Raw genomic sequence first — 24175 nt, 5'->3', positions numbered from 1 at the left:
CCGTTTACAGCGAGTCGATGAAGCTGCGCAGCTTGTCGCTGCGGCTCGGGTGCTTGAGCTTGCGCAGCGCCTTGGCCTCGATCTGGCGGATGCGCTCGCGCGTCACGTCGAACTGCTTGCCGACCTCTTCCAGCGTGTGGTCGGTGCTCATCTCGATGCCGAAGCGCATGCGCAGCACCTTGGCTTCGCGCGGCGTAAGACCATCCAGAATGTCCTTGACCACGTCGCGCAGGCCGGCCTGCATGGCGGCGTCCACCGGCGCGGTGTTGGCGCTGTCTTCGATGAAGTCGCCCAGGTGGCTGTCGTCGTCGTCGCCGATGGGGGTTTCCATCGAGATCGGCTCCTTGGCGATCTTCATGATCTTGCGGATCTTGTCCTCGGGGATCTCCATCTTCTCGGCCAGCAGGCTGGCGTCGGGCTCGAAGCCGAACTCCTGCAGGTGCTGGCGCGAGATGCGGTTCATCTTGTTGATGGTCTCGATCATGTGCACCGGGATGCGGATGGTGCGTGCCTGGTCGGCGATCGAGCGCGTGATGGCCTGGCGGATCCACCACGTCGCGTAGGTCGAGAACTTGTAGCCGCGGCGGTATTCGAACTTGTCCACCGCCTTCATCAGGCCGATGTTGCCCTCTTGGATCAGATCGAGGAACTGCAGGCCGCGGTTGGTGTACTTCTTGGCGATGGAAATGACCAGGCGCAGGTTGGCCTCGATCATTTCCTTCTTGGCATGGCGGCTGGCACGCTCGCCGTCGTTCATGCGCTTGTGGATGGCCTTGAGCTCCAGCAGCGGCACGACCACGCGCGTCTGCAGGTCGATCAGGTTCTGCTGCAGTTCCTGGATCGGGGGAATGTTGCGCCCCATGATGGTGCTCCAGGGCTTGCCGGCGCCGGCCTGCTTTTCCACCCAGTGCAGGTTCAGCAGGTTGGGCGGAAATTCCTTGATGAAGGTTTCCTGCGGCATGCCGCATTTGTCCACGATGATGCGGCGCAGTTCGCGCTCTTTCTTGCGCACGTCGTCGACCTGCGCACGCACCATGTCGCACAATTTTTCGATGGTCTTGGCGGTGAAGCGGATGGACATCAGCTTGGATGAAATTTCGCGCTGCACCTTCATGTACCCAGGCGTGCCGTAGCCCTCCTTGTCGTAGATCCTGTGCATCTTCTCGAAGTGCGCGCGCAGCTCGTCAAAGCGCTCCATCGCATCGCCCTTGAGCTTTTCCAGCAGGCGCGTCATCGCCTTGGAGCCGCCCTTGCCGTCGTCGTCGTCCTCTTCGTCGTACTCGTCGAAATCTTCCTCGGCCACGTAGTCGTCGGCTTCCTCAGGGTCGGCAAAACCATCGACCACCGTGTTGATGACGACCTTGCCGGCGCGGATTTCCTCGCCCATGTTGAGGATCTCGGCGATGGTCGCGGGCGAGGCGCTGATCGCCTCCATCATGTCCATCAGGCCGCCCTCGATGCGCTTGGCGATCTCGATCTCGCCCTCGCGCGTGAGCAGCTCCACCGTGCCCATCTCGCGCATGTACATGCGCACCGGGTCGGTGGTGCGGCCGAATTCGCTGTCCACGGTGGACAGCGCGGCCTCGGCTTCTTCCTCGGCTTCTTCGACCGTGGTGGCGGTGGGCGTGACGTTGTTCTGGAACAGCGTCTCGGCGTCGGGCGTCTGCTCGTAGATGGCCACGCCCATGTCGCTGAGCAGCGCGGCCACGGCCTCCATGGTTTCGGCGTCCACCAGCTTGTCCGGCAGGTGGTCGGAAATTTCGCCCTGCGTGAGGTAGCCGCGCGTCTTGCCCAGCGTGATCAGCTTCTTGAGCTGGGCGCGGCGCTTGGCCATGTCTTCTTCGGAAAGGATGGTTTCATCCAGGCCGAATTCCTTCATCAAGGCCCGCTCCTTGGCCTTGCTGATCTTCATGCGCAGCGGCTTGACCTTTTCGACGGGTGTCTCAACCGCGGCTTCTACGGCTTCGGGTTCGCCTTCCAGGTCCGCTTCGACATCCGACAGGTCGGTATCGTCTTCTTCCACGCCCTTCTTGCCCTTGCCCTTCACGGCGCCCTTGCCGCTTGCCTTTCCTGCCTTGGCAGGCTTGGCCGCGGCGGCGTCAGCCTTTTTGCTGGCGCGCTTTCTGGTGGCGGATTCCGCGGCGGTCTCCTTGGCGGCTGCGGATTTCTTCGTCTTTTCTTCGGCGGGCGTGTCACCGGCCTTGGCGGCAGTGGCAGCGGGCATGGCGGATTTTCGAGCGGGCATGAAATTCCTCGAGATCAGGGCAGGGTCACAAACATCGTCGATGCGAAATGGGCATGGTGGAGCACTTGGCGCGCACCGGTGGGACACGCCTCAGCGCGTGTTCCCGAAAGGCAAGATGTCTGGGCGAACATTTGGTGTGCAGCCCTTGCGGGTGGTGTTGGGCGATGCGCCTTGCTGCGCTGGTTCGTGCTGCCCGGACCGGAGGTACTGCTGTCGCTCTTGCCTGTCAAGCCGTACATTATAACGATTTTGCCGAATTCAAGAGGCAAAAATCACTTCATTGCGCGTTGGCTGGCGCCTTCAGCGCACGGCGGCGCTCTTCAAGCTGGCGGTAGCGCTCCAGCGCCTGCGGGTCCTGGCCGCTGGCGGCGATGAGGGCGCTTTGCTCCTGCTCTATGGCCTCGATGTGCAGGCGCCGCAGCACGTCGTGCAGCTCGGCGTGCCATTCGGCCTCGTTGCCCTCGGTCTGTGCGTGCGAGCCGGTCATGATGCGTTCGGCCAGCGGCTGGCAGGCATGGTTTTGCAAGGCTTCGCGCAACTGCGCCCAGGACAGCACGCCGTGCTCATGCCATTGGCCTTCCAGCCAGACGAACAGCGGGCCGTGGGGCTCGGCGAGGTTGGCGAGCGCCATCCGGTCTTCCTGCTCCAGGGATTCCAGAAATGCCATGTGCGAGAGCAGCAGGCGCAGCGCGTGGTCGCTGCGCCGCGTCGGCGTGCCGCGGGGCAGCGGCGCCTGCGTCGCCACACGTGCGCCGGCATGGCGGGAGCCGCGCCAATCGTTGCCCTTGCGCCAGGAGCGGTATCCAGTCGAATCGGCCTCTGGCACTTGCTGATGCTGCGCTGAATGCTTTTGTTTCCATAGCTGCAACAGCGGCTGCGCTTCCATGTGCCCGAGCTCCGCCAATTCGGCGAGGAGCTGCTGTTTGAGCGCGCCATCGGGCATCAGATTCCAGAGCGACTCGGCGTTGCTCAGCATATGCGCTCTTCCCTCGGCCGTGCCCTGGTCGCATCCGTCGCGGGCGGCTTCCAGCAGAAAGCGCGACAGCGGCAGCGCATCGCCCAGCTGGCGCGCGAACGCGTCGTGGCCGAAGGCGCGGATGAAGCTGTCCGGATCGTGCTCGGGCGGCAGAAACAGGAATTTGATGGAGCGCGTATCGGTGGCGTAGGGCAGGGCGGCATCCAGCGCCTTGCGCGCCGCGCGCCGTCCGGCCGCATCGCCGTCAAAACTGAACACCACCTGCTCGGTGAAGCGAAACAGCTTGTGCACATGCTCCGCCGTGCAGGCGGTGCCCAGCGTGGCGACGGCATTGCCAAAGCCCAGCTGCGCCAGCGCCACCACGTCCATGTAGCCCTCGGTCACCAGCACGCTGCCGGCCTCGCGGATGGCCTGGCGCGCTTCAAACAGCCCGTACAGTTCACGCCCCTTGTGGAACACCGGGGTTTCGGGTGAATTCAGGTATTTGGGTTTTTCATCGCCGAACACCCGCCCGCCAAAGCCTATGCATTCGCCCTTGACGTTGCGGATGGGGAACATCACGCGGTCGCGGAAGCGGTCGTAGCGTTTGCCGTCCTCTTCGCTCTGGATCACCAGTCCCGCTTCCACCAGCAGCGGGCTGTCGTACTCGGGGAACACGCTGGCCAGGCCATGCCAGCCCGCGGGGGCGTAGCCCAGGCCGTAGCGTTTGGCGATCTGGCCGCTCACGCCGCGGCCCTTGAGGTATTCGATCGCGTGGGCCGCCTCGCGCAGGTGCTGGCGATACGCCTGGCCGGCCTTGGCCAGCACCTCGGTGAGGGTGGATTGCTGCTCTTTGTGCTGGGCGGCGCGTGCGCGCTCCTGCGGCGAGCGCTCCTCCTCGGGCACCTGCAGGCCGGCTTGCTGCGCCAGGTCCTGCACCGCCTCGATGAAGCCCATGCCCTGGTGCTCCATCAGAAAGCCGATGGCGTTGCCGCTCTTGCCGCAGCCAAAGCAATGGAAGAACTGCTTGGAGGGGCTGACGCTGAACGAGGGCGATTTTTCGCCATGGAACGGGCACAGCCCCATGTAATTGGCGCCGCTTTTCTTGAGCTGCACATAGCGCCCGACGACCTCGACCACGTCGGTGCGGTCGAGCAGTTCCTGCAGAAATGACGGAGGGATGGCCACCTGCCGATTTTGGCCCAGCCGCGCCTGCACGGAACCATTCCTATGACCCGTGCATTACCATTGCCGCTGGGTCATGGCGCCGCAGCCGCGCTGGGGCTCGCGATGGAGCAGGCAGAATGAACGCGCTACGCAATGTTTTGATCACCGATGCCAGCGGTGCGCCGAGCACGCGTTACCGTCTGCTGCAATCGGCGGATTGGGATGAGGTCCAGCACTGCTGCCGCCAGATTTACATGCCTTATGAGGCGGCACCCTCTGGTCCGGCGCTCCATCCGGATTCGGTGCTCGATGCCATCCAGATCGGGCATTTCACCCTCAGCCGCTTCAAATATGGCATCCCGGTGCACCTGTCGCAGTTCCAGGCGGGCGAGACAGGCGTGGTGCTGACCACGTTGCATGGCGCCATCCGCCATTGGACCCATGGCAAGGCGTTCAGCGACACGGGTGCGGGCGAGGCGTTTCTGGTGGACAACACGCGCACGCACTACGGGCTGGACGCCGACCCCGGTCATCTGCAGATCAACCTGACCTTCCGGCACGACGCGATGGCAGCGCTGCACGAGCGCTGGTTTGGACAGCCGGCCGATGAGCGCATGTGGGCCTGCGCGTTTCGGTTCGGCGGCCTGCAGTCGAGCTGGATTGCGCTGCTCACCTACGTCTGCCAGTGCATCACCCAGATGCCCGACATGGTGGAGCAGGGGCCGCTGGGCCGCCATCTGGAAGAGGCGATCGGCGTGCATCTGCTCACGCTCTGGCGCCAGCAGTTGCAGCAGCCGCAAGCGCCCACCCTGCACCGGCTGACGCCACGGCATGTGCTGGCTGCCGAGCAGCATATCCGCGAGCATGCCAGCGATGCACCCACGCTCAGCGCGCTGGCCGCGGCCGCGGGGGTGAGTGTGCGCACGCTGAACGCGGCATTTCGCGAGTACCGCGATTGCACGCCGATGCAGGCGCTGCGCGAGGCGCGGCTCACCGGCGTGCGCGCCGAGCTGCTCAGCGCCCCTCCGGGCGCCACGGTGCGCGGCGTGGCGGCGGGATGGGGCTACGCCAATTTCGGGCTGTTTGCGGCCGACTACCGCCGGCGCTTCGACGAAACGCCATCTGCCACGCTCGCCCGGCGCTGACCGGCGCTTCGCTAGCACGCCATCGGGCGCCGCCACCGCGCCCGCTGCGCATTTTTGCCAGATCAAGACAGCCCGCTGCCAGATTCGAACCGCGGCGGCGTCGGCTTCTGCTTCAATTTTCCGGTGCACAAGGGTCATGGCGCAGCTCATGCGCGAGGTCCGGTGCGCGCACCCCGCTTCCTGGCATTCGCAGGGCGGGCGTGGGAATTCGGCACTCAATTCAATCCGCTCAGACAGGAGACAACATGCCACAGGCAAAACTCAAGCAATCCCTGGACACCGTCCTCGAGTACACGACGCAGCGCTTCGGCGGCGCACCGGGCGTCGTTGCGATGGTGACCGACCGCGACGGCAACATCTATGAAGGCGCCGCCGGCAAGCGTGAACTGGGCAAGGACCAGCCGATGACCGCCGACAGCGTGTTCGCGATCTTCTCCACCACCAAGGCAATCGCCGGCACGGCGATGATGCAACTGGTCGAAGAAGGCAAGGTCCGTCTCGAAGACGCGGCCAGGAAATACGTGCCCGAGATTGCCGAGGTCGGCGTGCTGACGGGCTTTGACGCCAACGGCCAGCCCCAGACGCGGCCGCCCAGGCGCGACATCACCATCAACGACCTGATGCTGCACACGGCGGGCTTCAGCTACGAGTTCTTCTCGGCCGATGACCTGAGATACCGCACCGCGAAGAACATCCCCACCATCGTTTCGAGCACCAGAGCAGCCTTCAAGTCCGTGCTGCTGTTCGATCCGGGCGAGCGCTGGAGCTACGGCGTCAACATCGACTGGCTGGGCATGATCGTCGAGCAGCAGCGCGGCAAGCGCCTGGGCGAGGTGATGGCGGAACGCATCTTTGCGCAGCTGGGCATCACCGACACCGCCTTCACGATGACCGATTCCATGAAGGCGCGCCGCGTGACGATCCACGACCGCGCGGCCGACGGCAAGCTCACGCCGCTGCCCGATCTGGCGCTGCCCCAGCCGCCCGAGTTCGACTCCGGCGGCGGTGGTCTCTACGGCACGGTGGGCGATTACATGAAATTCATCCGCATGATCCTGAACGACGGCAACGGCCCGAACGGCCGCGTGCTCAAGGCCGAGACGGTGCAGCGCATGTGCCAGGATGGATTGAAGCCGATGGGGCTGTCGTCGGGCGGCTGGACGACTTCGATCCCCTCGTTGAGCAACTCGGGGGATCTCTTCCCGGGGCTCGACAAGGGCTGGGCCTACACCTTTCAGTTCAACCGCGAACCGGCGCCCACCGGGCGGCCCGCTGGCCAGGTGGCGTGGGCGGGTCTGGCCAATTGCTACTACTGGATCGACCGCCAGACCGGTGTCGGTGGCTACTGGGCAACGCAGATTCTGCCGTTCCAGGATGCTGCCTCCTACCCCGGCTACGTCGATTTCGAGAGTGCGGTGTACCGCGGCCTGAAGGCATAAGGCGGCGGCGCGCCGTCCGTGATGCGATGTCGTTGTTGATTTCTCCCCGTGACCTGCCCACCTGGGTTCCCGGGCAGGTGCTCTCCGCCAGCGACGGATTGGGCTGGAAGGGCGTGGGCCACCGCACTTACCGTTACACCGGCCTGGACGTGCCGGTGCCGGCCATGGATCAATTCATGATCGTGGGATACCGCAGCGGTGCGACCCCGATGCAGCGCCGTGTCGATGGGCGCTGGGTCAAGACCCAGTGCACGCCGGGCGATTTCTCCCTCCTGACCCGGTCGGAGCAATCGCATTGGTGCTGGAATGAAGGCATCGACGTGACCCATACCTATCTGTCCGAGTCGATTGTGTCGCGCGTGGCGTCCGACGTGCTGGGGCGCTCGGTGGCCGAGGTGCGCCTGCACGATCTGCTGCGCGCGCGCGACCAGGGTGTATCGGCGATCGTGGATGCCATCGCCTTCGAGGCGGAGCACCGGGGGCTGGGCGGTGCGATATACGCCGAGGCGCTGGCCATGCAGTTGTCGGTGCGTCTGCTGCGCAGCTACGCATCGGTGACCTACCGGGACGCCCGCCCGGCGGGGCCGCTGGCGCCCGCCCGTCTGCGCCGTGTGGAGGAATTCGTCGAAGCGCACCTGCATGAAGCGATTTCGATCGAGCAGATGGCGGCGGTCGCAGGCCTGGGCGTCTGGACCTTCGCGCGGCATTTCCGTGCAACGGTGGGCAAGGCGCCGCACGAGTTTGTTCTGGCGCGCCGGGTGGATCGCGCCCGGCGCCTGCTCGGTCAAGGCCTGCTGGCGCTCAAGGAGGTTGCGGCGGCGTGCGGTTTCGCCGACCAGGCGCACATGACGCGCGTGTTTCGGCGGCAGCTGGGAACCACTCCCGCCCGGCTGCGAAAGACCGCTTGATGGCTCCCGTCCAGGCCGGCGGCGGGCAGGCCGATCGCCTGCCGCGCCGATCGCCGGGTTCGTTCAAAAACTTGCCCGGATTTGACAAGGCCACCATGGCACCCGGCTCCTACAGTGTCCCCAGATCGGCAGCGGCGGCGGATGAACAGAGCGCTGCAGCACCGATCGGACCCCGGTGCGCAAAGCCGCCGGCTTCATTGTCAGAACAGCAGGAGACATCCATGAGTACAGCCACTTGGACCGCCCCGGCGGCCAGTTCCCAGAGCGCCGACGGCATTGCCCGCTACGACGCCATCGTCGTTGGTGCCGGCGTTGCCGGCCTCTACCAACTCCACCGCCTGCGCGAGATGGGCCTGAAGGTGCTGGCCCTGGAGGCCGGCAGCGGCGTCGGCGGCACCTGGTACTGGAACCGTTATCCCGGTGCGCGTTTTGACTCGCAGGCGGAGGTCTATCAGTTCTGGATTTCCAAGGCGCTCTACAAGTCCTGGACGCCAAGCGAGCGTTTTCCCGCCCAGCCCGAGACCGAGCAGTGGCTCAACCACGTCGCCGACCAGCTCGACCTCAAGAAGGACATCCAGTTCCTCACTCGGGTCACGGCGGCGCATTACGACGAAGGCACAGGCCGCTGGGAGGTGACTTGCGAAAGCGGCGAACGTTTCAACACACAGCTTCTCGTCGCCTGCACCGGCATGCTTTCGGCGCCGCTGACCGACCGTTTTCCCGGCCAGTCCTCGTTTCGCGGCGAAATCCACCACACCGGGCGCTGGCCCAAGGAAAACGTGGAGTTCAAGGGCAAGCGCGTCGCGGTGATCGGTACCGGCGCCACCGGCATCCAGGTGATCCAGACCATCGGCCCGAAAGTGGATTCGCTCACGGTTTTTGCGCGCACGCCGCAGTACGTCGTCCCGATGCGCAATCCGAAGTATTCGCAGGCCGACTGGAACCAGTTCGCGGATAACTACGACGCATTGAAGCAGAAGGTGCAGCACACGTTTGCCGGCTTTGACTATGACTTCGGAAGCCCGCCCTGGGCCGATCTCACCCCAGAGCAGCGCAATGAAATCCTGGAAAAAATCTGGGACGATGGCTCGCTCTCGTTCTGGGTCGGCGGCTTTCCGGAGCTGTTTTTCGACAGGGCGGTCAACGATGTCGTTTCCGAATTCGTGCGCGAGAAAATGCGCGCGCGTCTCAAGCATGACCCCGAGCTGTGCCGATTGCTCATTCCCACCAAGGACGATTACGGGTTCGGCACGCACCGGGTCCCTCTGGAGAACAAATACCTGGAGGTTTATCTGCAGGACAACGTCGAAGTGGTGGACTGCCGCGCGACCCCCATCGAGTCCATCGTGCCCGAGGGCATCAGGACGGCCGACGGCAAGGTGCATGAAGTCGACGTGATCGTCATGGCCGTGGGCTTCGATGGGGCGACGGGCTCGCTGACCCGCATGGGCATCCATGGCCGCGGGGGGCGTTCGCTGACCCAGGATTGGGGCAAGGACCTGCGCACATCCATGGGACTGCAGGTGCACGGCTACCCCAATCTGTTCACCACCGGCGCCCCGCTGGCCCCCGCTGCGGCCCTGTGCAACATGCCGACCTGTCTGCAACAGCAGGTGGACTGGATCAGCGACCTCATCGCCCATGCCCGCAAGGAAGGCAAGAACGTCATCGAACCCACCGCGGAATTCGAGGACGCGTGGGTCAAGCACCACGACGAACTGGTCAACCAGACCCTGGTGGCGGATACCGTCTCGTGGTACATGGGCTCCAATATCGACGGCAAGCCGCGCCGTCTGCTGTCCTACATCGGCGGGGTCGCCACCTACCGCGCCAAGTGCGAAGAGCAGGCGAGCACGGGCTACCCCGGGTTCCAGATGCGCTGAGCCGGCATTGGCAAGAGAACATCCTTTTTCACCCACCTGGAGACGAAACCATGAGCGACTACTACTCGCAAGAAGGCCACGGGCCTTATCAGATGATTGACATCGGCCGCCTGCAACTGGCCGAAGGCGGTGTGCTGGAGCACTGCGAACTGGCCGTGGCCACGCACGGCACGCTGAATGCGGACAAGAGCAATGCCATCCTGGTGCTCACCTGGTATTCGGGCACGAGCAAGATCATGGAGCAGGTCTATATCGGCCCTGGCCGCGCACTGGATCCGACCAAATATTTCATCATCGTGGTCAACCAGATCGGCAGCGGACTTTCCACCTCGCCACACAACGCCAAGGGCGCGCAGGCCGGGCCGAATTTTCCGAAGGTGCGCATCGAAGACGACGTGCAGGCCCAGCATCGCCTGCTGACCGAGCATTTCGGCATCCAGCGCCTGGCACTGGTCACCGGCGGCTCCATGGGCGCGCAGCAGACCTACGAATGGGCCGTGCGCTTTCCCGACATGGTGCAGCGCGCCGCGCCTATCGCCGGCACCGCCTGCAATACCGAGCACGATTTCCAGTTCGCCGAGACGCTGAACGAGGCCATCACCACCGATCCTGGTTTCAAGGGCGGCCACTACGGCTCGCCGGCGGAAGTGGCGGCCGGCCTCAAGCGCCAGGCCAAGCTGTGGACGGTGATGGGCTGGAGCACCGAGTTCTTCCGCCTCAACCGCCACAAGGCGCTGGGTTTCGACAGCGTACAGGCGTTCGTGGACGGCTTCATGACCGGCTACTTTGCTCCGATGGACCCCAATGACCTGCTGTGCATGGCCTGGAAGTGGCAGCGCGGCGACGTGAGCCGCAACACCGGTGGCGACAGGGTCAAGGCACTGGGGCGCGTCAAGGCCAGGATGTTCGTGATGCCCATCTCTTCCGACATGTTCTTCCCCCCGTCAGACGCCGAGCAAGAGCAGAAGCTGGTGCCAGGCAGCGAGTTTCGGCCGATCCGGACCGTCGATGGCCATCTGGGTTTGTTCGGAACCGACCCCGATGCGATTGCCCAGATAGACAGCCACCTGAAAGAGTTGCTGGCGCTATCGGTCTGAAACCTTGTCTGATCGCGTCGGTTCGAGACATCGCGCTGACGAATTCGGGCCGCGTTCAGCCGCATGCAGGGTTGAATTGGCACAGCCCGTCCTCGAACACCCGGCCCGGCGCTTCGGCGCCGGGCCGGGTGTCTCGTGGTGGCGATGGCGGCTGGCCGAAACGGCGCCTGTGCGCCGCGAGCGCCCGGCAGGAGCGTACATTGGTGGGTCGTGCCCGAGGGCTGCCCTCTCTTGTCGGAGTTTTCACATGAGCATTTTTGACCAGCATCTGGATCGCAATGGCGCCAACTTCGCGCCGTTTTCGCCTCTGTCCTTCATCGAGCGCACCGCGCTGGTCTATCCTGAACAACTTGCTGTCGTGCATGGCGATCTGCGCCAGACCTGGAGCCAGACCTACGCGCGCTGCCGCCAGCTGGCCAGCAGCCTGCAGCGCGCGGGCATAGGCAAGAACGACACGGTGGCGGTGATGCTGCCCAATACCCCGCCCATGGTGGAGGCGCATTTCGGCATTCCCATGGCGGGCGCGGTGCTCAACACCATGAACACGCGTCTGGATCCCGAGACCGTGGCCTTCGTGCTCGACCACGGCGAGGCCAAGGCGGTGATCGTCGATCCTGAATTCACGCCGGTGATGGCCAGGGCGCTGGCGCTGCGCCAGTCCAGGGCGCCGCTCGTTCTCATCGAGACGGCGGATGCGCTCTACGGCCCGCCTGCGCAAAGCCTGGGCGGCACGGCGTATGAGGATTTCATTGCCCAGGGCGATCCGCAGTTCGCCTGGGAGCTGCCCTTGGATGAGTGGGACGCGATCGCGCTGAACTACACCAGCGGCACCACCGGCAACCCCAAGGGCGTGGTCTACCACCACCGCGGCGCGGCGGTGAATGCCATCAGCAACATCCTGGAATGGGACATGCCCAAGCACGCGGTGTACCTGTGGACGCTGCCGATGTTCCATTGCAATGGCTGGTGCTTTCCCTGGACGGTGGCGGCGCGTGCGGGTGTCAACGTTTGCCTGCGGCGCGTGGAGGCGCAGGCGATTTTCGATGCCATCCGCAACCACGGCGTCACGCACTATTGCGGCGCGCCCATCGTGCAATCGCTGCTGGTGAATGCGCCAGCCGCCATGAAAGAAGGCATTCCTGCCGGCGTCAAGGCGATGGTGGCGGGCGCCGCGCCGCCGGCGTCGCTCATCGAAGGCATGGAGCAGATGGGCTTTGATCTGACCCATGTCTATGGCCTCACCGAGGTTTACGGCCCGGCGACGGTGTGCGTCAAGCACGAGGCCTGGAACGCCGTGGACATCGGCGAGCGCGCGCGCCTGAACGCCCGCCAGGGCGTGCGCTACCACCTGCAGCGCGCGGCGATGGTGATCAACCCCGAAACCATGCAGCCGGTGCCGCAGGACGGCGAGACCATGGGCGAGATCATGTTCCGCGGCAACATCACGATGAAGGGCTACCTGAAGAACGCCCAGGCGACCGACGAGGCCTTCGCCGGCGGCTGGTTTCACACCGGCGATCTGGCGGTGCAGTACCCGGACGGCTACATCAAGATCAAGGACCGCAGCAAGGACATCATCATCTCGGGCGGCGAGAACATCTCCTCGATCGAGGTGGAGGATGTGCTGTATCGCCACCCAGCGGTGCTGGCCGCCGCCGTCGTCGCGCGGCCCGATCCGAAATGGGGCGAGACGCCCTGCGCCTTCGTCGAGCTGAAAGCGGGTGCCAAGGTGAGCGAGGCGGACATCGTCACGCATTGCAAGCAGCACCTGGCGGGCTTCAAGGTGCCGCGGGCGGTGGTGTTTGGCGAGCTGCCCAAGACCAGCACCGGCAAGATCCAGAAGTTCGAACTGCGCCGGCGCGCCGGCTCGGCAACGGCGATCAACGTCTGATCAGCGCCAGGCGCTCGGCGAGCGTGGCGGCCGAAAGCTCGCCGGTGCGCCGTGCGACCAGCGTGCCTTCGGCGTTGTAGAAAAGGGTGGTGGGCAGGCCATTGGCGCCCAGCATGCGGCTCAGTTCTGAGCCGGTATCCAGCACCACATTGCCCGCCGGCAGGCCCTGCTGCGCGGCGTAGCGCGCGGTCTTCTCCTGGTCCTCGCCCTGGTTGACCCACAAGAATCGCACCTGCGGATGCTGCTGGCTGGCCTCCCGCAGCACCGGCATTTCGCGCCGGCAGGGCGGGCACCAGGTGGCCCAGAGGTTGACCACGACCGCCTGACCCTTGAGGGCGGGCAGCGAAACCACGGTGCCGTCCAAGGCGGTGGCCTGCCACTCGGGCAGGCCATTGCGCTGCGCGGCTTGCGTGGCTCCCGCACCCACGGGGACGACCTGCGGCAGCGCCATGCCGCCCAGCCACAGAGCCAGGGCGGCTGCGGCGCCCAGGCTGGCCGTCTTGCGCCAGGGGCTGCGCGCGGCCCACAGGAACAGCAGATAGGCGGCGACCGCCGAAACGCCCCACCATGGCGCCCAGCCACCATCGCGGATGTCGAGCATGGACCAGGGCGCGGCGCCGTATTCACTGCGGAAATTCAGCACATAGCCCAGCCGGGCGGCCGCCAGCACCAGCAGCAGCATGAGCCAGCTGTGCCGCGCGCCTGCCGGCCTGCCGGCGCGGCGCGCCAGGCGCTCGTGCAGCGTGCTGCCGACGATCCAGGCAAAGATCAGCAGCAGCGGCGCCAGCGGCAGGGCGAGCGGGCCCAGGCGCAGGGTGGATTCCATGGGCAGTCTCCTTTGCATCCAGTATGCACAAGGCGTAAAGCACGCAATAATTGCCAGCGTATTTTCAACGCCGAGGGCTTGCCATGATCCGCCTCCCCGCCACCATCGCTGCCGCCATGCTGGCAGGCTTGTTCACCAGCGGCGCCTGGGCCGGCTGCTATGTGGTGTACGGCCCCGACCAGCAGGTGGTCTACCGCAACCAGACGCCGCCCGTGGACATGTCGCGCCAGGTCCATGAAACGCTGCCGCTGGTGGCGCCGGGCGGCACCATGGTGTTTTCGCTCGATACCTTCGGCTGCGAACTGCCGGTGAACAAGCTGCCGCTGAAGGTCGCCGCCACCGCCAAGAAGGCCGGGAAGCAGGCGCCCGAGCGGCTGATTTCCGGCTCCTGACATCGCCGCGCTGCGACAATCGGGCCCATGAACGACGGCCCGAACAACGACCACGCGCACCTTCCCCCCGGCTGGCTTGAAATTACCTCCATGGACATGGAGGCGCAGGGCGTTGCGCACCGTGAGGACGGCAAGGTGGTGTTCGTCGACGGCGCCCTGCCGGGCGAATGGGTCAGCGCCGTCTCGCGCCGCAGCAAGAAGCAGTGGGAGCAGGCGGATTTGACCGAAATCCACCGCGAATCCAGCCAGCGGGTGCGGCCGCAGTGCCCGCACTTTGGTCTGCACGCGGGTGCCTGCGGCGGCTGCAAGATGCAGCATCTGGAGGCCTCGGCCCAGGTGGCGGCCAAGCAGCGCGTGCTGGAGGACAACCTCTGGCACCTGGGCAAGGTGCGGGCCGAAACCCTGCTGCCCGCCATCCACGGGCCCAGCTGGGGCTACCGCTACCGCGCGCGCCTGGCGGTGCGCCATGTGGTGAAGAAGGGCACCGTGCTGGTGGGCTTTCACGAGCGCAGGAGCCGCTACATCGCGGACATGCAGACCTGCAGGATTCTGCCGCCGCACGTTGATGCGCTGTTGATGCCGCTGCGCGCCCTGATAGCCGCGATGGCGGCGCGCGATACCTGCCCGCAGATCGAGCTGGCCTGCGGCGACGCCGTGACGGTGCTGGTGCTGCGCCATCTGGAACCGCTGGCCGATGCGGATCTGCAACTGCTGCGCGCCTTTGCGCAGCAGCATGGCGTGCAATGGTGGCTGCAGCCCAAGGGGCCGGACAGCGTGCATCCGCTTCAGGCGGACGGCGTGCCGCTCAGCTACAGCCTGCCGGAATTCGGCATCACGATCGCCTTCAGGCCGACCGATTTCACGCAGGTCAACCCGCACATCAACCGGGTGCTGGTGGGCCGTGCACTGCGCCTGCTGGCGCCGCGCAAGACCGACCGTGTGATCGACTGGTTCTGCGGCCTGGGCAATTTCACGCTGCCGATCGCCACGCGCGCGGGCAAGGTGCTGGGCGTGGAGGGCAGCCGCGCATTGATTGCCAGGGCCAGGGAAAATTTTGATAGAAATCAGGCAACAGCGCATGCGGGACAAGCGCTTGCAGCTACTGAATTTGAAGTTTCCAACCTCTTTGAAATCACGGTGCAGGCGCTGGTGGCGCATGGCAGCGCCCAGCGCTGGCTGATCGATCCGCCGCGCGAGGGCGCGTTTGCGCTGGTGAAAGCGCTGGCCGACATCCATCAGGCGCGCACAGGCGCCGAGGGCGCTGCCGCGTTGCCGCCCGAGGCGCAGCCATGGCGGCCGCCCGAGCGCATCGTCTACGTGAGCTGCAACCCGGCGACGCTGGCGCGCGATGCCGGTCTGCTGGTGCACCAGGCGGGCTATCGCTGCACGGCGGCAGGGGTGATCAACATGTTTCCGCATACCGCGCATGTGGAGAGCATGGCGGTGTTCGAGCGAGCCGCGTGAGGGCCCTCAGCCGCGGTTGCGGGACGCGGGTTTCGGGGGCTTTTCGTCGCCGTCCGGTGCTGCCCTGGGTGCGTCGCTGGGCGCCTGCGTGAGCACCGACGGCACGCCTTCGACCTTGTTCTCGCGCATGTAGGCGTCCATTTCCTTCCAGCCGGCGTAGATGCTGGCCTTGGACGATCTGGGGTTGAGCGTGTAGCAGTCTTCCAGGCCGCGCATCGCATGGCGGCAGGCGCCGCCTATGGCCTGCGCTTCCGCCTCGCGCGCCTGCACGCGCGGGTCGGGCCCGAGCCCGGGAATGTCGCAGCCCGCCAGCAGCACCAGCACCATCGCGCTCAGGGCGGCGCGCGCGGTGGTGGCGGAGCGATGGCGGCGGGCGGTATCAGGCATGTCCTGGTTATCGGCAGCCGCGGCCATTAGTTGAGCACGGGCAAGAAAATGCCCCGCCGGGCGGGGCATTCGCGCGGGGCGCAGGCGTCAGTCGCTGCTGCCACCGAAGATGCCCAGCAGCGCCAGCAGGCTCTGGAACACGTTGAAGATGTCCAGGTACAGCGCCAGCGTGGCGCTGATGTAGTTGGTTTCGCCGCCGTCGAGCACGCGTTTGATGTCGTACAGCATGAACGCGCTGAAGATGCCGATCGCGGCCACCGAGATCGCCATCATGCCGGCGGTGGAGCCGACGAAGACATTGATGACCGCGCCAACGATGAGCACGAGGGCACCCACGAACAGCCACTTGCCCAGGCCCGAGAGATCGCGCTTGATCACGCTGGCCATACTGGCCATCACGAAAAACACGCCGGCGGTGCCTGCGAAGGCCGTCATGATGAGGCTGGCGCCGTTGCTCCTGCCCAGCACCATGCCGATCAGGTTGGACAGCATCAGGCCCATGAAGAAGGTGAAGGCCAGCAGTACGGCCACGCCCTTGCCGGAGTTCTTGGTCTTTTCGATCGCGAACATGAAGGCGAAGGCGCCGCCCAGAAAGACGATCAGGCCCACGCCGCCACGCATGGCCTGCATGATGCCGGTGGCAACGCCGACCCAGGCGCCCAGCACGGTGGGCACGAGGCTCAGTGCGAGCAGCCAATAGGTATTGCGCAGGACGCGGTGGCGCTCTTCGCTGGAAACGCCGTAGCCGGCAGCGGAACCCATGCGGGTAATGTCGGTGTTCATGGTCTTGGTTTCCTCCACGCGGCACATGCCGCTGACCGGTTGATTCTATGTGGTGTGAAAAGTGCCCGATGCAATACCCCCGGATTGCGTTGCCGCAGGTCAAGGGTGTTTTGCATGCAGATGTTGTGTACTGATGTGCGTATCGGGCTATGCTGGAGGTTTCCAAACCATACCAGGGCATTCCATGAAAAACCAATCCACCCTTGAACTGTCCGATGTGAAGCAGATTGCCGCGGCCGCCGAGGCCGAGGCGCTGAAGAACGGCTGGGCGGTGGCGATCGCCATCGTCGACGCGGGCGGCCATCCCCTGTGGCTGCAGCGCCTGGATGGCTGCGCGCAGATGTCGGCCTATGTGGCGCCGGCCAAGGCGCGCTCGGCCGCGCTGGGCCGGCGCGAGACGAAGAACTTCGAGGAAATGATCAACAACGGGCGCACCGCGTTTCTGTCGGTGCCCGAGCTCGACGGCCTGATGGAAGGCGGTGTGCCGATCCTCAAGGACGGCCAGTGCATGGGCGCCGTCGGCGTGAGCGGCGTGAAATCGGTGCAGGACGCGCAGGTGGCGCGGGCCGGCATTGCGGCGCTGGGGCTGTAGGCGGCTTGGGGCGGCTGCGGCCGATAGCCTTGAGGCTATCGGACCCATTGATTTTTCGAATGCAGGCCATGGCCCAAGTGCCTATACTGGGCCGGTGGTCGCACCCGCGACACACGGATGGGGCGGCGAGCCCTTGTGACATGCCGCTTTTCTTAGAGTGCGTAGCAACGAAAAGGAGTACAAGGCATGGCTGAAATTCACGGACCGCAGCGCCTCGGACCATTGACGCCGTTTGTCGGCGAATGGGAAGGCAACGTCGGTGTCGATCTTTCCTACCACAACGAAGACGATCACACGGGCGAAACCGGCTACTTCGAAAAGGCCTGGTTCAGGCCGATTCCGCTGCAGACGAACGGCAAGCAGCGTCTTGAAGGCCTCACCTACCAGATGACCGCCTGGCGCCATGGCGAGGAAGCCATGGACCCGTTTCACGATGAGGTCGGCTATCTGCTGTGGGAAAAGGCGACCGGACAGATCATGCGGCCGGTGGTGTTTGGCCGCGGCATCTCGATTCTGGCGGGCAGCATCGCCAAGCCGCTCGACAAGGTGCTGCATTTCAATGCCAAGCCGGGCGACCCGTCGTTCGGCATCCTGCAGAACAAGTACCTGCTGGAGCGCGCAGAACTCAAGGATTTCAAGAGTGCCTTCACCTTCCATGACGACGGCACGATGAGCTATACGTCCGAGCTGGTGCTCAAGCTCGCCGCCATCGGCAAGGAAATGCACCACACCGACAAGAACACCCTGCATCGGGTCAAGTGAGCCGCGTGTCCGGCATGAAAACGGCCTCTTCGGAGGCCGTTTTCGTTGGCGGGCTATTTTTCCGGGTCGGTCACGAAGCCGATCTTGCGTATGCCCGCGCGCTGCGCCGCCGACATTGCCTTGGCCACGTATTCGTAGCGTACGTCCTTGTCGCCGCGGATGTGCAGGTCGGGCTGCGGGTCCTTGGCGGCTTCCTGGCGCAGGCGTGCTTCCAGGTCTTCGGGCGTGACGTCGGTTTCGTTCCAGTGGTAGCGGCCATCCGCGGTGATCGCCAGGCGGATGGTCTCGGGCTGGATGATCTCTTTCTGGCTCACGGCGCGCGGCAGCTGCACCGGTACCGCGTGGTTCATCACCGGGATGGTGATGATGAAGATGATGAGCAGCACCAGCGTGACGTCCACCAGCGGCGTCACGTTGATCTCGTTCATCACCTCGTCGGTGTCGTCCTGCGTTCCGAAGGACATGGCCTCAGCCCTTCTTCATCGGCAGCACGTTGACGGCTTCGCCGGGCGGGCTCACGCGTGCGCCGGTCACGAAGTAGGCATGCAGATCGTGCGCGAAGCTGCCGAGCTGGTTCAGGATCCACTTGTTGCCGCGCACCAGGGCGTTGTAGCCCAGCACGGCGGGAATGGCGACCGCCAGGCCCAGCGCCGTCATGATGAGCGCCTCGCCGATCGGGCCGGCCACCTTGTCGATGGTGGAGGCGCCCGAGCTGCTGATCGCCATCAGCGCGTGGTAGATGCCCCAGACCGTGCCGAACAGACCGATGAAGGGCGAGGTGGAGCCGATGGACGCCAGCACGGCCAGGCCCGACTGGATGCTGGCGGTGAACTCGTCGATGCAGTTGCGCAGGCAGCGTGTGATCCAGTCGCTCACGTCCAGCGTATCGTGCAGATGGGTCTGGGTGTTGCGGTGGTGCGCGTTGGCTTCGCGCGCTTCCAGGGCCAGGTAAACGAAGGGGTTGCCCGGGCGGTTGCCCAGCTTGGTCAGGCCGGCGGCGAAGTCTTCGCTGTGCCAGAAGTCGCGCGCATTGCGCGCATCGCGCTTGAAGCGCACGATGTTCAGCGCCTTCACGATGATCACGATCCAGGTCAGCAGCGACATGCCCAGCAGCAGCGCTGCCGTGGCACGGGTGACGAAGTCGCCCTGTTCCCAGAGGTGCCAGAGGCCGAGTTGTGATTCCATGGTGTGTCTTCAGTGAGTCAGAACAAAATTGATGGGCTGCAGGTGCCACATGGCTTCGGGCACGCCATTCCTGGTGCCGGGCACGAAGCGCCAGCGCGAGACGGTCTTGACCGCCGCCTGGTCCAGCCGCTCAAAGCCGCTGGATTGGTTCACCTGTACCTGTTGCGGCAGGCCATCGGTGCCGATCAGCACGCGCAGCACCACCAGGCCTTGCTCGCCCAGGCGCCGGCTCACGGCGGGGTAGGTGGGCGGCGGGTTGTTCAGATAGCTCGCGTTGCTGGAAGGCGCCACCATGGCCGGTGCCGCCGGCGGGACCGGTGGTGCGGGCGGCGGCGGCGCCACGGGTGCCAGGATGGGCGGCGCCGGCGGCTGCGGTTCGATCACGCCCACGGGTGCGTCCGGCGCTGGCGCCGCGTCTGCAATCGCCACCGGCATGGGCGCTGGTTGGGGCGCCACGGCCTTGGGTGGCGATGGCGCGTGGCGCACGGGAGGCGGCGGTGCCTTGGGCTTGGGTGGCGCGGGCGGTGGCGGGGGAAGAGGAATGGGTGGTGCCGGTGGCGGTGCGGGCGGTGGCGGCGGCGGGGCGGGGGTGATGAGGTTGCTTATCACCTGCACCGGCACGATCACTTCCACGGCCTGGCGCAGCAGACCGTTCTGTGCCGCCCAGAGTGCCAGCATATGCAATGCCACGACCGAGCCGACGATGGCTGCGTTGCGGCTGAGGCCGCCAGTAGGGGCGTATTGCTCGAAGTGGCTCATGAAAGAATAGCTGGCAGCGCCCGCCCGGCCTGCATTACCGGCCGATTCAATGAAGGCGCCAAGGGCAGCAGTGGGGGACGGTTCAGCCGGCGATGGTGTGCCGGGCCGCTTCCGCGGCTTCGTTGTGCAATGCGGCAACGGCGGCTGATGTGCCGCACTGCGCCGCCACTTCGCGCGCCGTCTGCTCGCAGCAGCCGCACTGGGTGGCTACGCCGAGCTCCATCTGGATTTCGTCGAAGCTCAGGCCGGCGCGCGCATGGCGTGCGATTTCGCGGTCGGAAATGCGGTGGCAGACACAGACGATCATGGCGGCAGCTCAGAAGCTCGTTTGGCTGCGAGTATAAATGAGAATCTGTCGCATTCAAATAGTCTTGCCGATTTTTTTGCAGGCATGAAAAAACCGGCCTCGACCGGTTCTTTCGCGGTGCATGCGCCGCGGCTCAGCTGACGTGCTTGCCGATCAGGCCGGCGAGCTCGAACATGGAGACCTGCGACTTGCCGAACAGCTCCTTGAGCTTGGCGTCGGCGTTGATCATGCGTTTGTTCGTGGCGTCCTGCAGCTTGTGCTTCTTGATGTAGACCCACAGCTGCTTGACGATTTCGGTACGTGCCAGCGGCTTGGCGCCGACGACAGCAGCCAGGGCGGCGTCCGGTGTCAGGGGCTTCATGAAGGCGGCGTTGGGGGTGCGCTTTTTTGCGGCGGGTGCCTTCTTTGCTGCGGTGGCCATGTTCGGTGTTCCTTGTGTTGTCAAATAGGTGGCGCCAGCGTCAAGCGACGGCTCCACTGGCCCACGCATACTAGCGGGAATTCGGCGCTTGCCAAGGGGCCGCGCGGTTTTTTGCGGCGGCGCCCCGCACGTTGCGGCATGGCGGCAACAGTGGCGGCGCAAAATCGGCGTTTTGCCGTTCAATTTTCAGAATTTCTCCCATGCCACATTCCCGCAACGTCAGTACCTGCGACCTGTGCGACGCACATAAAAGCGACGCCAGCGGCGCGTTTCGCGTCCTGCCGCCCGTCTTTCTCTCCTTTGGCGCGCGTGCGGCGTTTCATGGCCCGGTCAGCACGCTCCAGTGCTTCGAGGACAACGCGCTCGTGAAGGCGGCGGTCAACCAGGCCGGCGCGGGGCGCGTGCTGGTGGTCGATGGCGGCGCTTCGCTGCGGCGTGCGCTGGTGGGCGGCAATCTGGCCGCGGCGGCGGCGCGCAATGGCTGGGCGGGCATCGTCGTCAATGGCTGCGTGCGCGATGTGGCCGAGCTCAATGTCGAGGCGGTGGGCATACGCGCGCTGGCGCTGGTCCCGATGGCGACCGAAAAGCGCGGTACCGGCCAGGTCGACGTGCCGGTGCAGGTGCAGGGCGTCTGGGTGCGCCCGGGCGACTGGCTCTATGCCGACGCGGACGGCATCGTCGTCAGCGATCGCGCCGAGCATGGCCAAGACGGCTGAAGAGGGTGGCGGGCAGCGTGGCCAGCACCACGCTGGCCAGCGCCAGCGCGAATGCCAGCATCTGCAGCATGTTCATCTGCTCGCCCAGTGCCAGCACACCCACCAGCGCGGCGCTGACCGGCAGCAGCACGGTGAACACGCCCGCCTGCGAGGCAGGCACCACGCGTAGCCCCGTCATCCACAGCCAGACCGACCACATGCAGGCGGCGAGGGCATAGAAAAGCAGCAGCAGCCAGGTGGGACCGCTCACCGCGGCAAAGTCGAAGCGCAGGGCCAGCAGCAGGCCGGCGGGGGTGGCCAGGGCAAAGCCCCAGAGGTTGATGAGCGCCGAGATGCGCCGCGGCCCGAGCGTGCCCGTAAGGTGCTTGCCGATCACCGAATACGCTGCCTCGCACAGTGAAGCGGCCAGCAGCAGCGCCATGCCCAGCCATTGCAGAATTTGACCGTTTTTGGCCTCCAGCGCTTGTGGTTCAAGCGCTGGCAGCTCCTGTTTATGGAGTGAAAACAGCGCGATCCCCGCCACCGCGCAGGCAATCGCCGCCCAGGTGCGGGCGCTGATGCGTTCGTGCAGAAAGAACCGGCTCAGCAGCGCCACGCAGGCGGGAATCGACGCCATGATCACGCCCGCCGTCGTCGCGCTGGTCAGGCTCACGCCATAGATCATGAAGACGGTGAAGAGGAAATTGCCCAGCAGCGCGTGCAGAAACAGCAGCCCCTTGGCGCGGCGGCTCAGCGGCGGCTCGCCGGGCGGCTTGCGCAGCCAGCCCAGCATGGCCACGGACCCTATGCCAAAGCGCAGCCACGCCAGCAGCAGCACCGGAAAGGCCAGCGCCAGCGGCTTGGACAGCGCCACGTAGCTGCCCACAAGCACCATGCTCAGCGCCAGGCAGGCAAAGGCGACGGGGCGTGAGGGCTGGGTCAAGAGCGCGAAGAGGGGGCAGCGGTGGTGGATTGTGCCGCGCGCGCCAGCCGTTCGGTGCTTATCGCACGCCCCAGCGCAGCGTCCAGCGGCAGCGGCTCATCGTGCAGCCGGGCGGCGAGCAGCTCGGCGCACAGCAGCGCCAGCGTGGCGCCGCGCGCCCCCAGGCCGGTGCAGAGCCACAGGCCCGGCTGCACGGCGCCGTCCAGCGGGCCAACCAGCGGCAGGTGATCGGGCGTGGTGCAGCGCACGCCGGACCATGCCTGCAGTCGCGGTGCGACGGGCGCGGCAAAGACGGGCTGCAGCGCCGCTGCCAGCGCGGGCAGCAGCCGCTGCAGCTTGGCGAAATTGGCGCGGTGCGCGGCGGTGATTTCGCCCTCGCTCAAAGGCAAGCATGCCTGATCGCGCTCGAACGTCGAGCCGCAGACCCAGGCCTCACCTCCCGCAAGCGGCACGCGCGGAATCAGGTTGCCGTGCCCGTTGACGGGAACCTCGGGCCAGGGCGCGGCGGCGGTGTGCGGCGTATGCAGGCCCCAGCTGGCCATGCCGCGCACCGGCTGCAGCGGCAGCCGGCGGCCGGACAGCCGGGCACTGGCGGGGCCGGCGCACACCACGATGCACTCCGCCTCGGCGATGGGGGTGCTCCGCGCATCGGTCAGCCGCCAGCGCGCATCGGCCGCTTCGATTTTCGCAACCGCCAGGCCGGTGCGAACGGTGACGCCCGGTTGCGCCAGCAGTCGCGCTACCAATGCCGCCGGGCGCAGCCAGCCGGCGCTGGCGTGCCAAAGTGCCGGCGCATCGGTATCCAGCCGGGCCTGGGCGCGTTCTCCGGCGCTGGCCGGGCGCGTCCAGGGCTGCCATGCGCCGCTGTCCCCGGCCAGGCGGGCGCCTGGCTCCACGGCATGTTCCAGCACGCCGTGCATGTCCCAGGCCGTGCCCTGCAGGTCGCTGGCCAGCTGGTGCAGCGCCTGCAGCGTGGCACGCACCCCGGCGCGCGAGAGGCGCGAGATCACGCTGTCGTCGGGCGAGTGGTGCGGCGCGAAAATCGCAGCAGGCACGCCCGATGCGCCAGTGGCGGGGTGCGTGGCGCCATCGATCACCGCCACCTGCCAGCCGCGCTGGGCCAGTTGCCAGGCCACGGCCGCGCCCGCCAGTCCCGCGCCCACCACGGCGCAGCGCCGGCCTGCGGGCGGGCGCACGGCAGGCAAGGCCGGGCGCGTGGCGCGCGGCTCCCAGGGCGGGTCGTACACCGCGTGCAGGTTCTCGCGTTTGGGCGGCACTCCCGCCACTTTCTGCACCGCAAAGCCGCATTGGGTGAGCGCATCGCGCACGCTGCGCGCCGTGCTCCAGGTCGCCAGGCGGGTGCCGCGGCGGCAGCAGCGGGCGACGGCCTTGAGCGTGTGCGGGCTCCACACATCCGGGTTCAGGCGCGGCGCGAAGCCATCCAGAAACACGCTGTCCGCCTGCGGACGCTGCGCCTTGAGCATGGTTTGCGCATCGCCGACCAGGAGCGTCAGCAGTACCCGACCGCCTTCAAACGCCAGCCGGTGCACGCCCGGCACCAGACCGTGAAACCGTGCTGCCAGGGTTGCGGCCAGCGCCTGCAGCTGTGCATCCGGCGGTGCGGCGCGCAGCAAGTCTTCGGCGCTGACCGGCCAGGCCTCGCAGGAGACGAAGTGCAGCCGCTGCGGGCGCTGCGCGTCGGCGCGCCACGCGGCCCAGGCGACGAGGAAATTCAGCCCCAGGCCAAAGCCGGTTTCCAGAATGCGCCACCGCGCCTGCCCCGCCCAGGCCGCCGGCAGGCCGCAGCCCTGCAGGAAAACGCCGCGCGCCTGGTCCAGCCCATGGCCCGCGCTGCTGCGGTAGCGGTCGCCAAAGCGCGGGCTGGCCGGGGTGCCGTCGGCCAGCCAATCGACGGGTTCCGCCATCGCG

23 protein-coding genes are annotated in these 24175 nt (G+C 66.2%); 11 read left to right on the top strand and 12 right to left on the bottom strand.

The genetic code is table 11. The annotated features are described in order from the left end of the window. Nucleotides 1–4 precede the first annotated feature (4 nt). Together rpoD and dnaG are read right to left on the bottom strand one after the other, a co-directional pair. Nucleotides 5–2224, bottom strand: coding sequence for an RNA polymerase sigma factor RpoD (gene rpoD / locus K320_RS0105610; RefSeq protein ID WP_245593826.1), 2220 nt, complete (start codon nucleotides 2222–2224; stop codon nucleotides 5–7). A 298-nt stretch (nucleotides 2225–2522) separates the two neighbouring features. Beyond that, nucleotides 2523–4388 carry a DNA primase gene (dnaG, locus tag K320_RS0105605; protein ID WP_024537865.1) on the bottom strand — a complete coding sequence of 622 codons (1866 nt, stop codon included), beginning with the start codon at nucleotides 4386–4388 and terminating at the stop codon, nucleotides 2523–2525. A 116-nt stretch (nucleotides 4389–4504) separates the two neighbouring features. On the opposite strand from dnaG, the gene K320_RS0105600 reads away from it, so the two are divergent. The 6 genes from K320_RS0105600 (at nucleotide 4505) to K320_RS0105575 (ending at nucleotide 12730) form a co-directional block, all read left to right on the top strand. Further along, nucleotides 4505–5512: an AraC family transcriptional regulator gene (locus K320_RS0105600; RefSeq protein ID WP_029695848.1), complete on the top strand. Its 1008-nt coding sequence runs from the start codon at nucleotides 4505–4507 to the stop codon at nucleotides 5510–5512. A gap of 245 nt (nucleotides 5513–5757) precedes the next feature. Beyond that, nucleotides 5758–6951, top strand: a complete 1194-nt coding sequence (locus K320_RS0105595) for a serine hydrolase domain-containing protein (RefSeq protein ID WP_024537864.1) — start codon at nucleotides 5758–5760, stop codon at nucleotides 6949–6951. Between the two features lie 26 nt (nucleotides 6952–6977). Further along, complete coding sequence (locus K320_RS0105590; protein WP_024537863.1) at nucleotides 6978–7859, top strand: helix-turn-helix domain-containing protein; 882 nt, start codon at nucleotides 6978–6980, stop codon at nucleotides 7857–7859. 221 nt (nucleotides 7860–8080) lie between these two features. Beyond that, entirely contained in the window at nucleotides 8081–9742 is a 1662-nt protein-coding gene (locus K320_RS0105585; protein ID WP_024537862.1) for a flavin-containing monooxygenase, read from the top strand. Between the two features lie 50 nt (nucleotides 9743–9792). Continuing rightward, nucleotides 9793–10839: an alpha/beta fold hydrolase gene (locus tag K320_RS0105580; protein WP_024537861.1), complete on the top strand. Its 1047-nt coding sequence runs from the start codon at nucleotides 9793–9795 to the stop codon at nucleotides 10837–10839. 247 nt (nucleotides 10840–11086) lie between these two features. Then, a complete protein-coding gene (locus tag K320_RS0105575; RefSeq protein ID WP_024537860.1) occupies nucleotides 11087–12730 on the top strand; it encodes an acyl-CoA synthetase in 1644 nt (547 codons plus the stop codon). Here the strand turns inward: K320_RS0105575 and K320_RS0105570 are convergent. Next, nucleotides 12720–13556 carry a TlpA family protein disulfide reductase gene (locus tag K320_RS0105570; RefSeq protein WP_024537859.1) on the bottom strand — a complete coding sequence of 279 codons (837 nt, stop codon included), beginning with the start codon at nucleotides 13554–13556 and terminating at the stop codon, nucleotides 12720–12722. The two genes, K320_RS0105575 and K320_RS0105570, sit on opposite strands and share 11 nt — an antisense overlap. Before the next feature lie 83 nt (nucleotides 13557–13639). Here K320_RS0105570 and K320_RS0105565 point away from each other — a divergent pair, with 83 nt between their 5' ends. Next, a complete protein-coding gene (locus tag K320_RS0105565) occupies nucleotides 13640–13948 on the top strand; it encodes a hypothetical protein (protein ID WP_024537858.1) in 309 nt (102 codons plus the stop codon). A gap of 27 nt (nucleotides 13949–13975) precedes the next feature. Further along, nucleotides 13976–15412 (top strand): 23S rRNA (uracil(1939)-C(5))-methyltransferase RlmD, encoded by a 1437-nt coding sequence (gene rlmD, locus K320_RS0105560; RefSeq protein ID WP_029695847.1) that lies wholly within the window; start codon nucleotides 13976–13978, stop codon nucleotides 15410–15412. Nucleotides 15413–15418: 6 nt separating this feature from the next. On the opposite strand, the gene K320_RS0105555 is transcribed toward rlmD, so the two are convergent. Continuing rightward, the gene (locus K320_RS0105555; RefSeq protein WP_051384856.1) at nucleotides 15419–15799 is read right to left on the bottom strand and encodes a hypothetical protein; all 381 of its coding nucleotides are present in this window, start codon (nucleotides 15797–15799) and stop codon (nucleotides 15419–15421) included. Between the two features lie 87 nt (nucleotides 15800–15886). Further along, entirely contained in the window at nucleotides 15887–16582 is a 696-nt protein-coding gene (locus K320_RS0105550) for a Bax inhibitor-1/YccA family protein (protein WP_024537855.1), read from the bottom strand. A 184-nt stretch (nucleotides 16583–16766) separates the two neighbouring features. On the opposite strand from K320_RS0105550, the gene K320_RS0105545 reads away from it, so the two are divergent. Together K320_RS0105545 and K320_RS0105540 are read left to right on the top strand one after the other, a co-directional pair. Continuing rightward, on the top strand, nucleotides 16767–17174 hold the full coding sequence (locus K320_RS0105545) for a GlcG/HbpS family heme-binding protein (protein ID WP_024537854.1): 408 nt from the start codon (nucleotides 16767–16769) through the stop codon (nucleotides 17172–17174). Between the two features lie 186 nt (nucleotides 17175–17360). Beyond that, nucleotides 17361–17936 carry an FABP family protein gene (locus tag K320_RS0105540; protein WP_024537853.1) on the top strand — a complete coding sequence of 192 codons (576 nt, stop codon included), beginning with the start codon at nucleotides 17361–17363 and terminating at the stop codon, nucleotides 17934–17936. A 53-nt stretch (nucleotides 17937–17989) separates the two neighbouring features. Here the strand turns inward: K320_RS0105540 and K320_RS0105535 are convergent, their stop codons facing one another. From K320_RS0105535 to K320_RS0105515, 5 genes are all read right to left on the bottom strand, one after another. Beyond that, the gene (locus K320_RS0105535) at nucleotides 17990–18400 is read right to left on the bottom strand and encodes an ExbD/TolR family protein (protein WP_024537852.1); all 411 of its coding nucleotides are present in this window, start codon (nucleotides 18398–18400) and stop codon (nucleotides 17990–17992) included. Between the two features lie 4 nt (nucleotides 18401–18404). Then, nucleotides 18405–19121 carry a MotA/TolQ/ExbB proton channel family protein gene (locus tag K320_RS0105530; RefSeq protein ID WP_024537851.1) on the bottom strand — a complete coding sequence of 239 codons (717 nt, stop codon included), beginning with the start codon at nucleotides 19119–19121 and terminating at the stop codon, nucleotides 18405–18407. Nucleotides 19122–19130: 9 nt separating this feature from the next. Then, entirely contained in the window at nucleotides 19131–19880 is a 750-nt protein-coding gene (locus K320_RS0105525; protein ID WP_024537850.1) for an energy transducer TonB, read from the bottom strand. Between the two features lie 82 nt (nucleotides 19881–19962). Next, nucleotides 19963–20187, bottom strand: coding sequence for a (2Fe-2S)-binding protein (locus K320_RS0105520; protein WP_024537849.1), 225 nt, complete (start codon nucleotides 20185–20187; stop codon nucleotides 19963–19965). A gap of 133 nt (nucleotides 20188–20320) precedes the next feature. Further along, the gene (locus K320_RS0105515) at nucleotides 20321–20608 is read right to left on the bottom strand and encodes an SWIB/MDM2 domain-containing protein (RefSeq protein WP_024537848.1); all 288 of its coding nucleotides are present in this window, start codon (nucleotides 20606–20608) and stop codon (nucleotides 20321–20323) included. Nucleotides 20609–20808: 200 nt separating this feature from the next. On the opposite strand from K320_RS0105515, the gene rraA reads away from it, so the two are divergent. Then, nucleotides 20809–21324: a ribonuclease E activity regulator RraA gene (gene rraA, locus K320_RS0105510; protein ID WP_029695844.1), complete on the top strand. Its 516-nt coding sequence runs from the start codon at nucleotides 20809–20811 to the stop codon at nucleotides 21322–21324. Here the strand turns inward: rraA and K320_RS0105505 are convergent. Further along, nucleotides 21290–22246 carry an EamA family transporter gene (locus tag K320_RS0105505; protein WP_034342675.1) on the bottom strand — a complete coding sequence of 319 codons (957 nt, stop codon included), beginning with the start codon at nucleotides 22244–22246 and terminating at the stop codon, nucleotides 21290–21292. The genes rraA and K320_RS0105505 overlap by 35 nt on opposite strands. Then, nucleotides 22243–24171: an FAD-dependent 5-carboxymethylaminomethyl-2-thiouridine(34) oxidoreductase MnmC gene (mnmC, locus tag K320_RS0105500; RefSeq protein ID WP_024537845.1), complete on the bottom strand. Its 1929-nt coding sequence runs from the start codon at nucleotides 24169–24171 to the stop codon at nucleotides 22243–22245. Before mnmC ends, K320_RS0105505 begins: the two co-directional genes overlap by 4 nt. Nucleotides 24172–24175: the final 4 nt, after the last annotated feature.

It is taken from the genome of Comamonas badia DSM 17552, from assembly GCF_000484635.1.
GTDB lineage: Bacteria > Pseudomonadota > Gammaproteobacteria > Burkholderiales > Burkholderiaceae_C > Comamonas_C > Comamonas_C badia.
Note: the sequence above shows the minus strand (reverse complement) of the source record. Positions and strands in the feature narration are given on the sequence as shown.

Coding starts and splice junctions, on each gene's coding strand:
- rpoD (WP_245593826.1), bottom strand. CDS start 2,224: ATGCCCGCTGCCACTGCCGCCAAGGCCGGTGACACGCCCGCCGAAGAA.
- K320_RS0105600 (WP_029695848.1), top strand. CDS start 4,505: ATGAACGCGCTACGCAATGTTTTGATCACCGATGCCAGCGGTGCGCCG.
- K320_RS0105595 (WP_024537864.1), top strand. CDS start 5,758: ATGCCACAGGCAAAACTCAAGCAATCCCTGGACACCGTCCTCGAGTAC.
- K320_RS0105590 (WP_024537863.1), top strand. CDS start 6,978: ATGTCGTTGTTGATTTCTCCCCGTGACCTGCCCACCTGGGTTCCCGGG.
- K320_RS0105585 (WP_024537862.1), top strand. CDS start 8,081: ATGAGTACAGCCACTTGGACCGCCCCGGCGGCCAGTTCCCAGAGCGCC.
- K320_RS0105580 (WP_024537861.1), top strand. CDS start 9,793: ATGAGCGACTACTACTCGCAAGAAGGCCACGGGCCTTATCAGATGATT.
- K320_RS0105575 (WP_024537860.1), top strand. CDS start 11,087: ATGAGCATTTTTGACCAGCATCTGGATCGCAATGGCGCCAACTTCGCG.
- K320_RS0105570 (WP_024537859.1), bottom strand. CDS start 13,556: ATGGAATCCACCCTGCGCCTGGGCCCGCTCGCCCTGCCGCTGGCGCCG.
- K320_RS0105565 (WP_024537858.1), top strand. CDS start 13,640: ATGATCCGCCTCCCCGCCACCATCGCTGCCGCCATGCTGGCAGGCTTG.
- rlmD (WP_029695847.1), top strand. CDS start 13,976: ATGAACGACGGCCCGAACAACGACCACGCGCACCTTCCCCCCGGCTGG.
- K320_RS0105555 (WP_051384856.1), bottom strand. CDS start 15,799: ATGCCTGATACCGCCCGCCGCCATCGCTCCGCCACCACCGCGCGCGCC.
- K320_RS0105550 (WP_024537855.1), bottom strand. CDS start 16,582: ATGAACACCGACATTACCCGCATGGGTTCCGCTGCCGGCTACGGCGTT.
- K320_RS0105545 (WP_024537854.1), top strand. CDS start 16,767: ATGAAAAACCAATCCACCCTTGAACTGTCCGATGTGAAGCAGATTGCC.
- K320_RS0105540 (WP_024537853.1), top strand. CDS start 17,361: ATGGCTGAAATTCACGGACCGCAGCGCCTCGGACCATTGACGCCGTTT.
- K320_RS0105535 (WP_024537852.1), bottom strand. CDS start 18,400: ATGTCCTTCGGAACGCAGGACGACACCGACGAGGTGATGAACGAGATC.
- K320_RS0105530 (WP_024537851.1), bottom strand. CDS start 19,121: ATGGAATCACAACTCGGCCTCTGGCACCTCTGGGAACAGGGCGACTTC.
- K320_RS0105525 (WP_024537850.1), bottom strand. CDS start 19,880: ATGAGCCACTTCGAGCAATACGCCCCTACTGGCGGCCTCAGCCGCAAC.
- K320_RS0105520 (WP_024537849.1), bottom strand. CDS start 20,187: ATGATCGTCTGTGTCTGCCACCGCATTTCCGACCGCGAAATCGCACGC.
- K320_RS0105515 (WP_024537848.1), bottom strand. CDS start 20,608: ATGGCCACCGCAGCAAAGAAGGCACCCGCCGCAAAAAAGCGCACCCCC.
- rraA (WP_029695844.1), top strand. CDS start 20,809: ATGCCACATTCCCGCAACGTCAGTACCTGCGACCTGTGCGACGCACAT.
- mnmC (WP_024537845.1), bottom strand. CDS start 24,171: ATGGCGGAACCCGTCGATTGGCTGGCCGACGGCACCCCGGCCAGCCCG.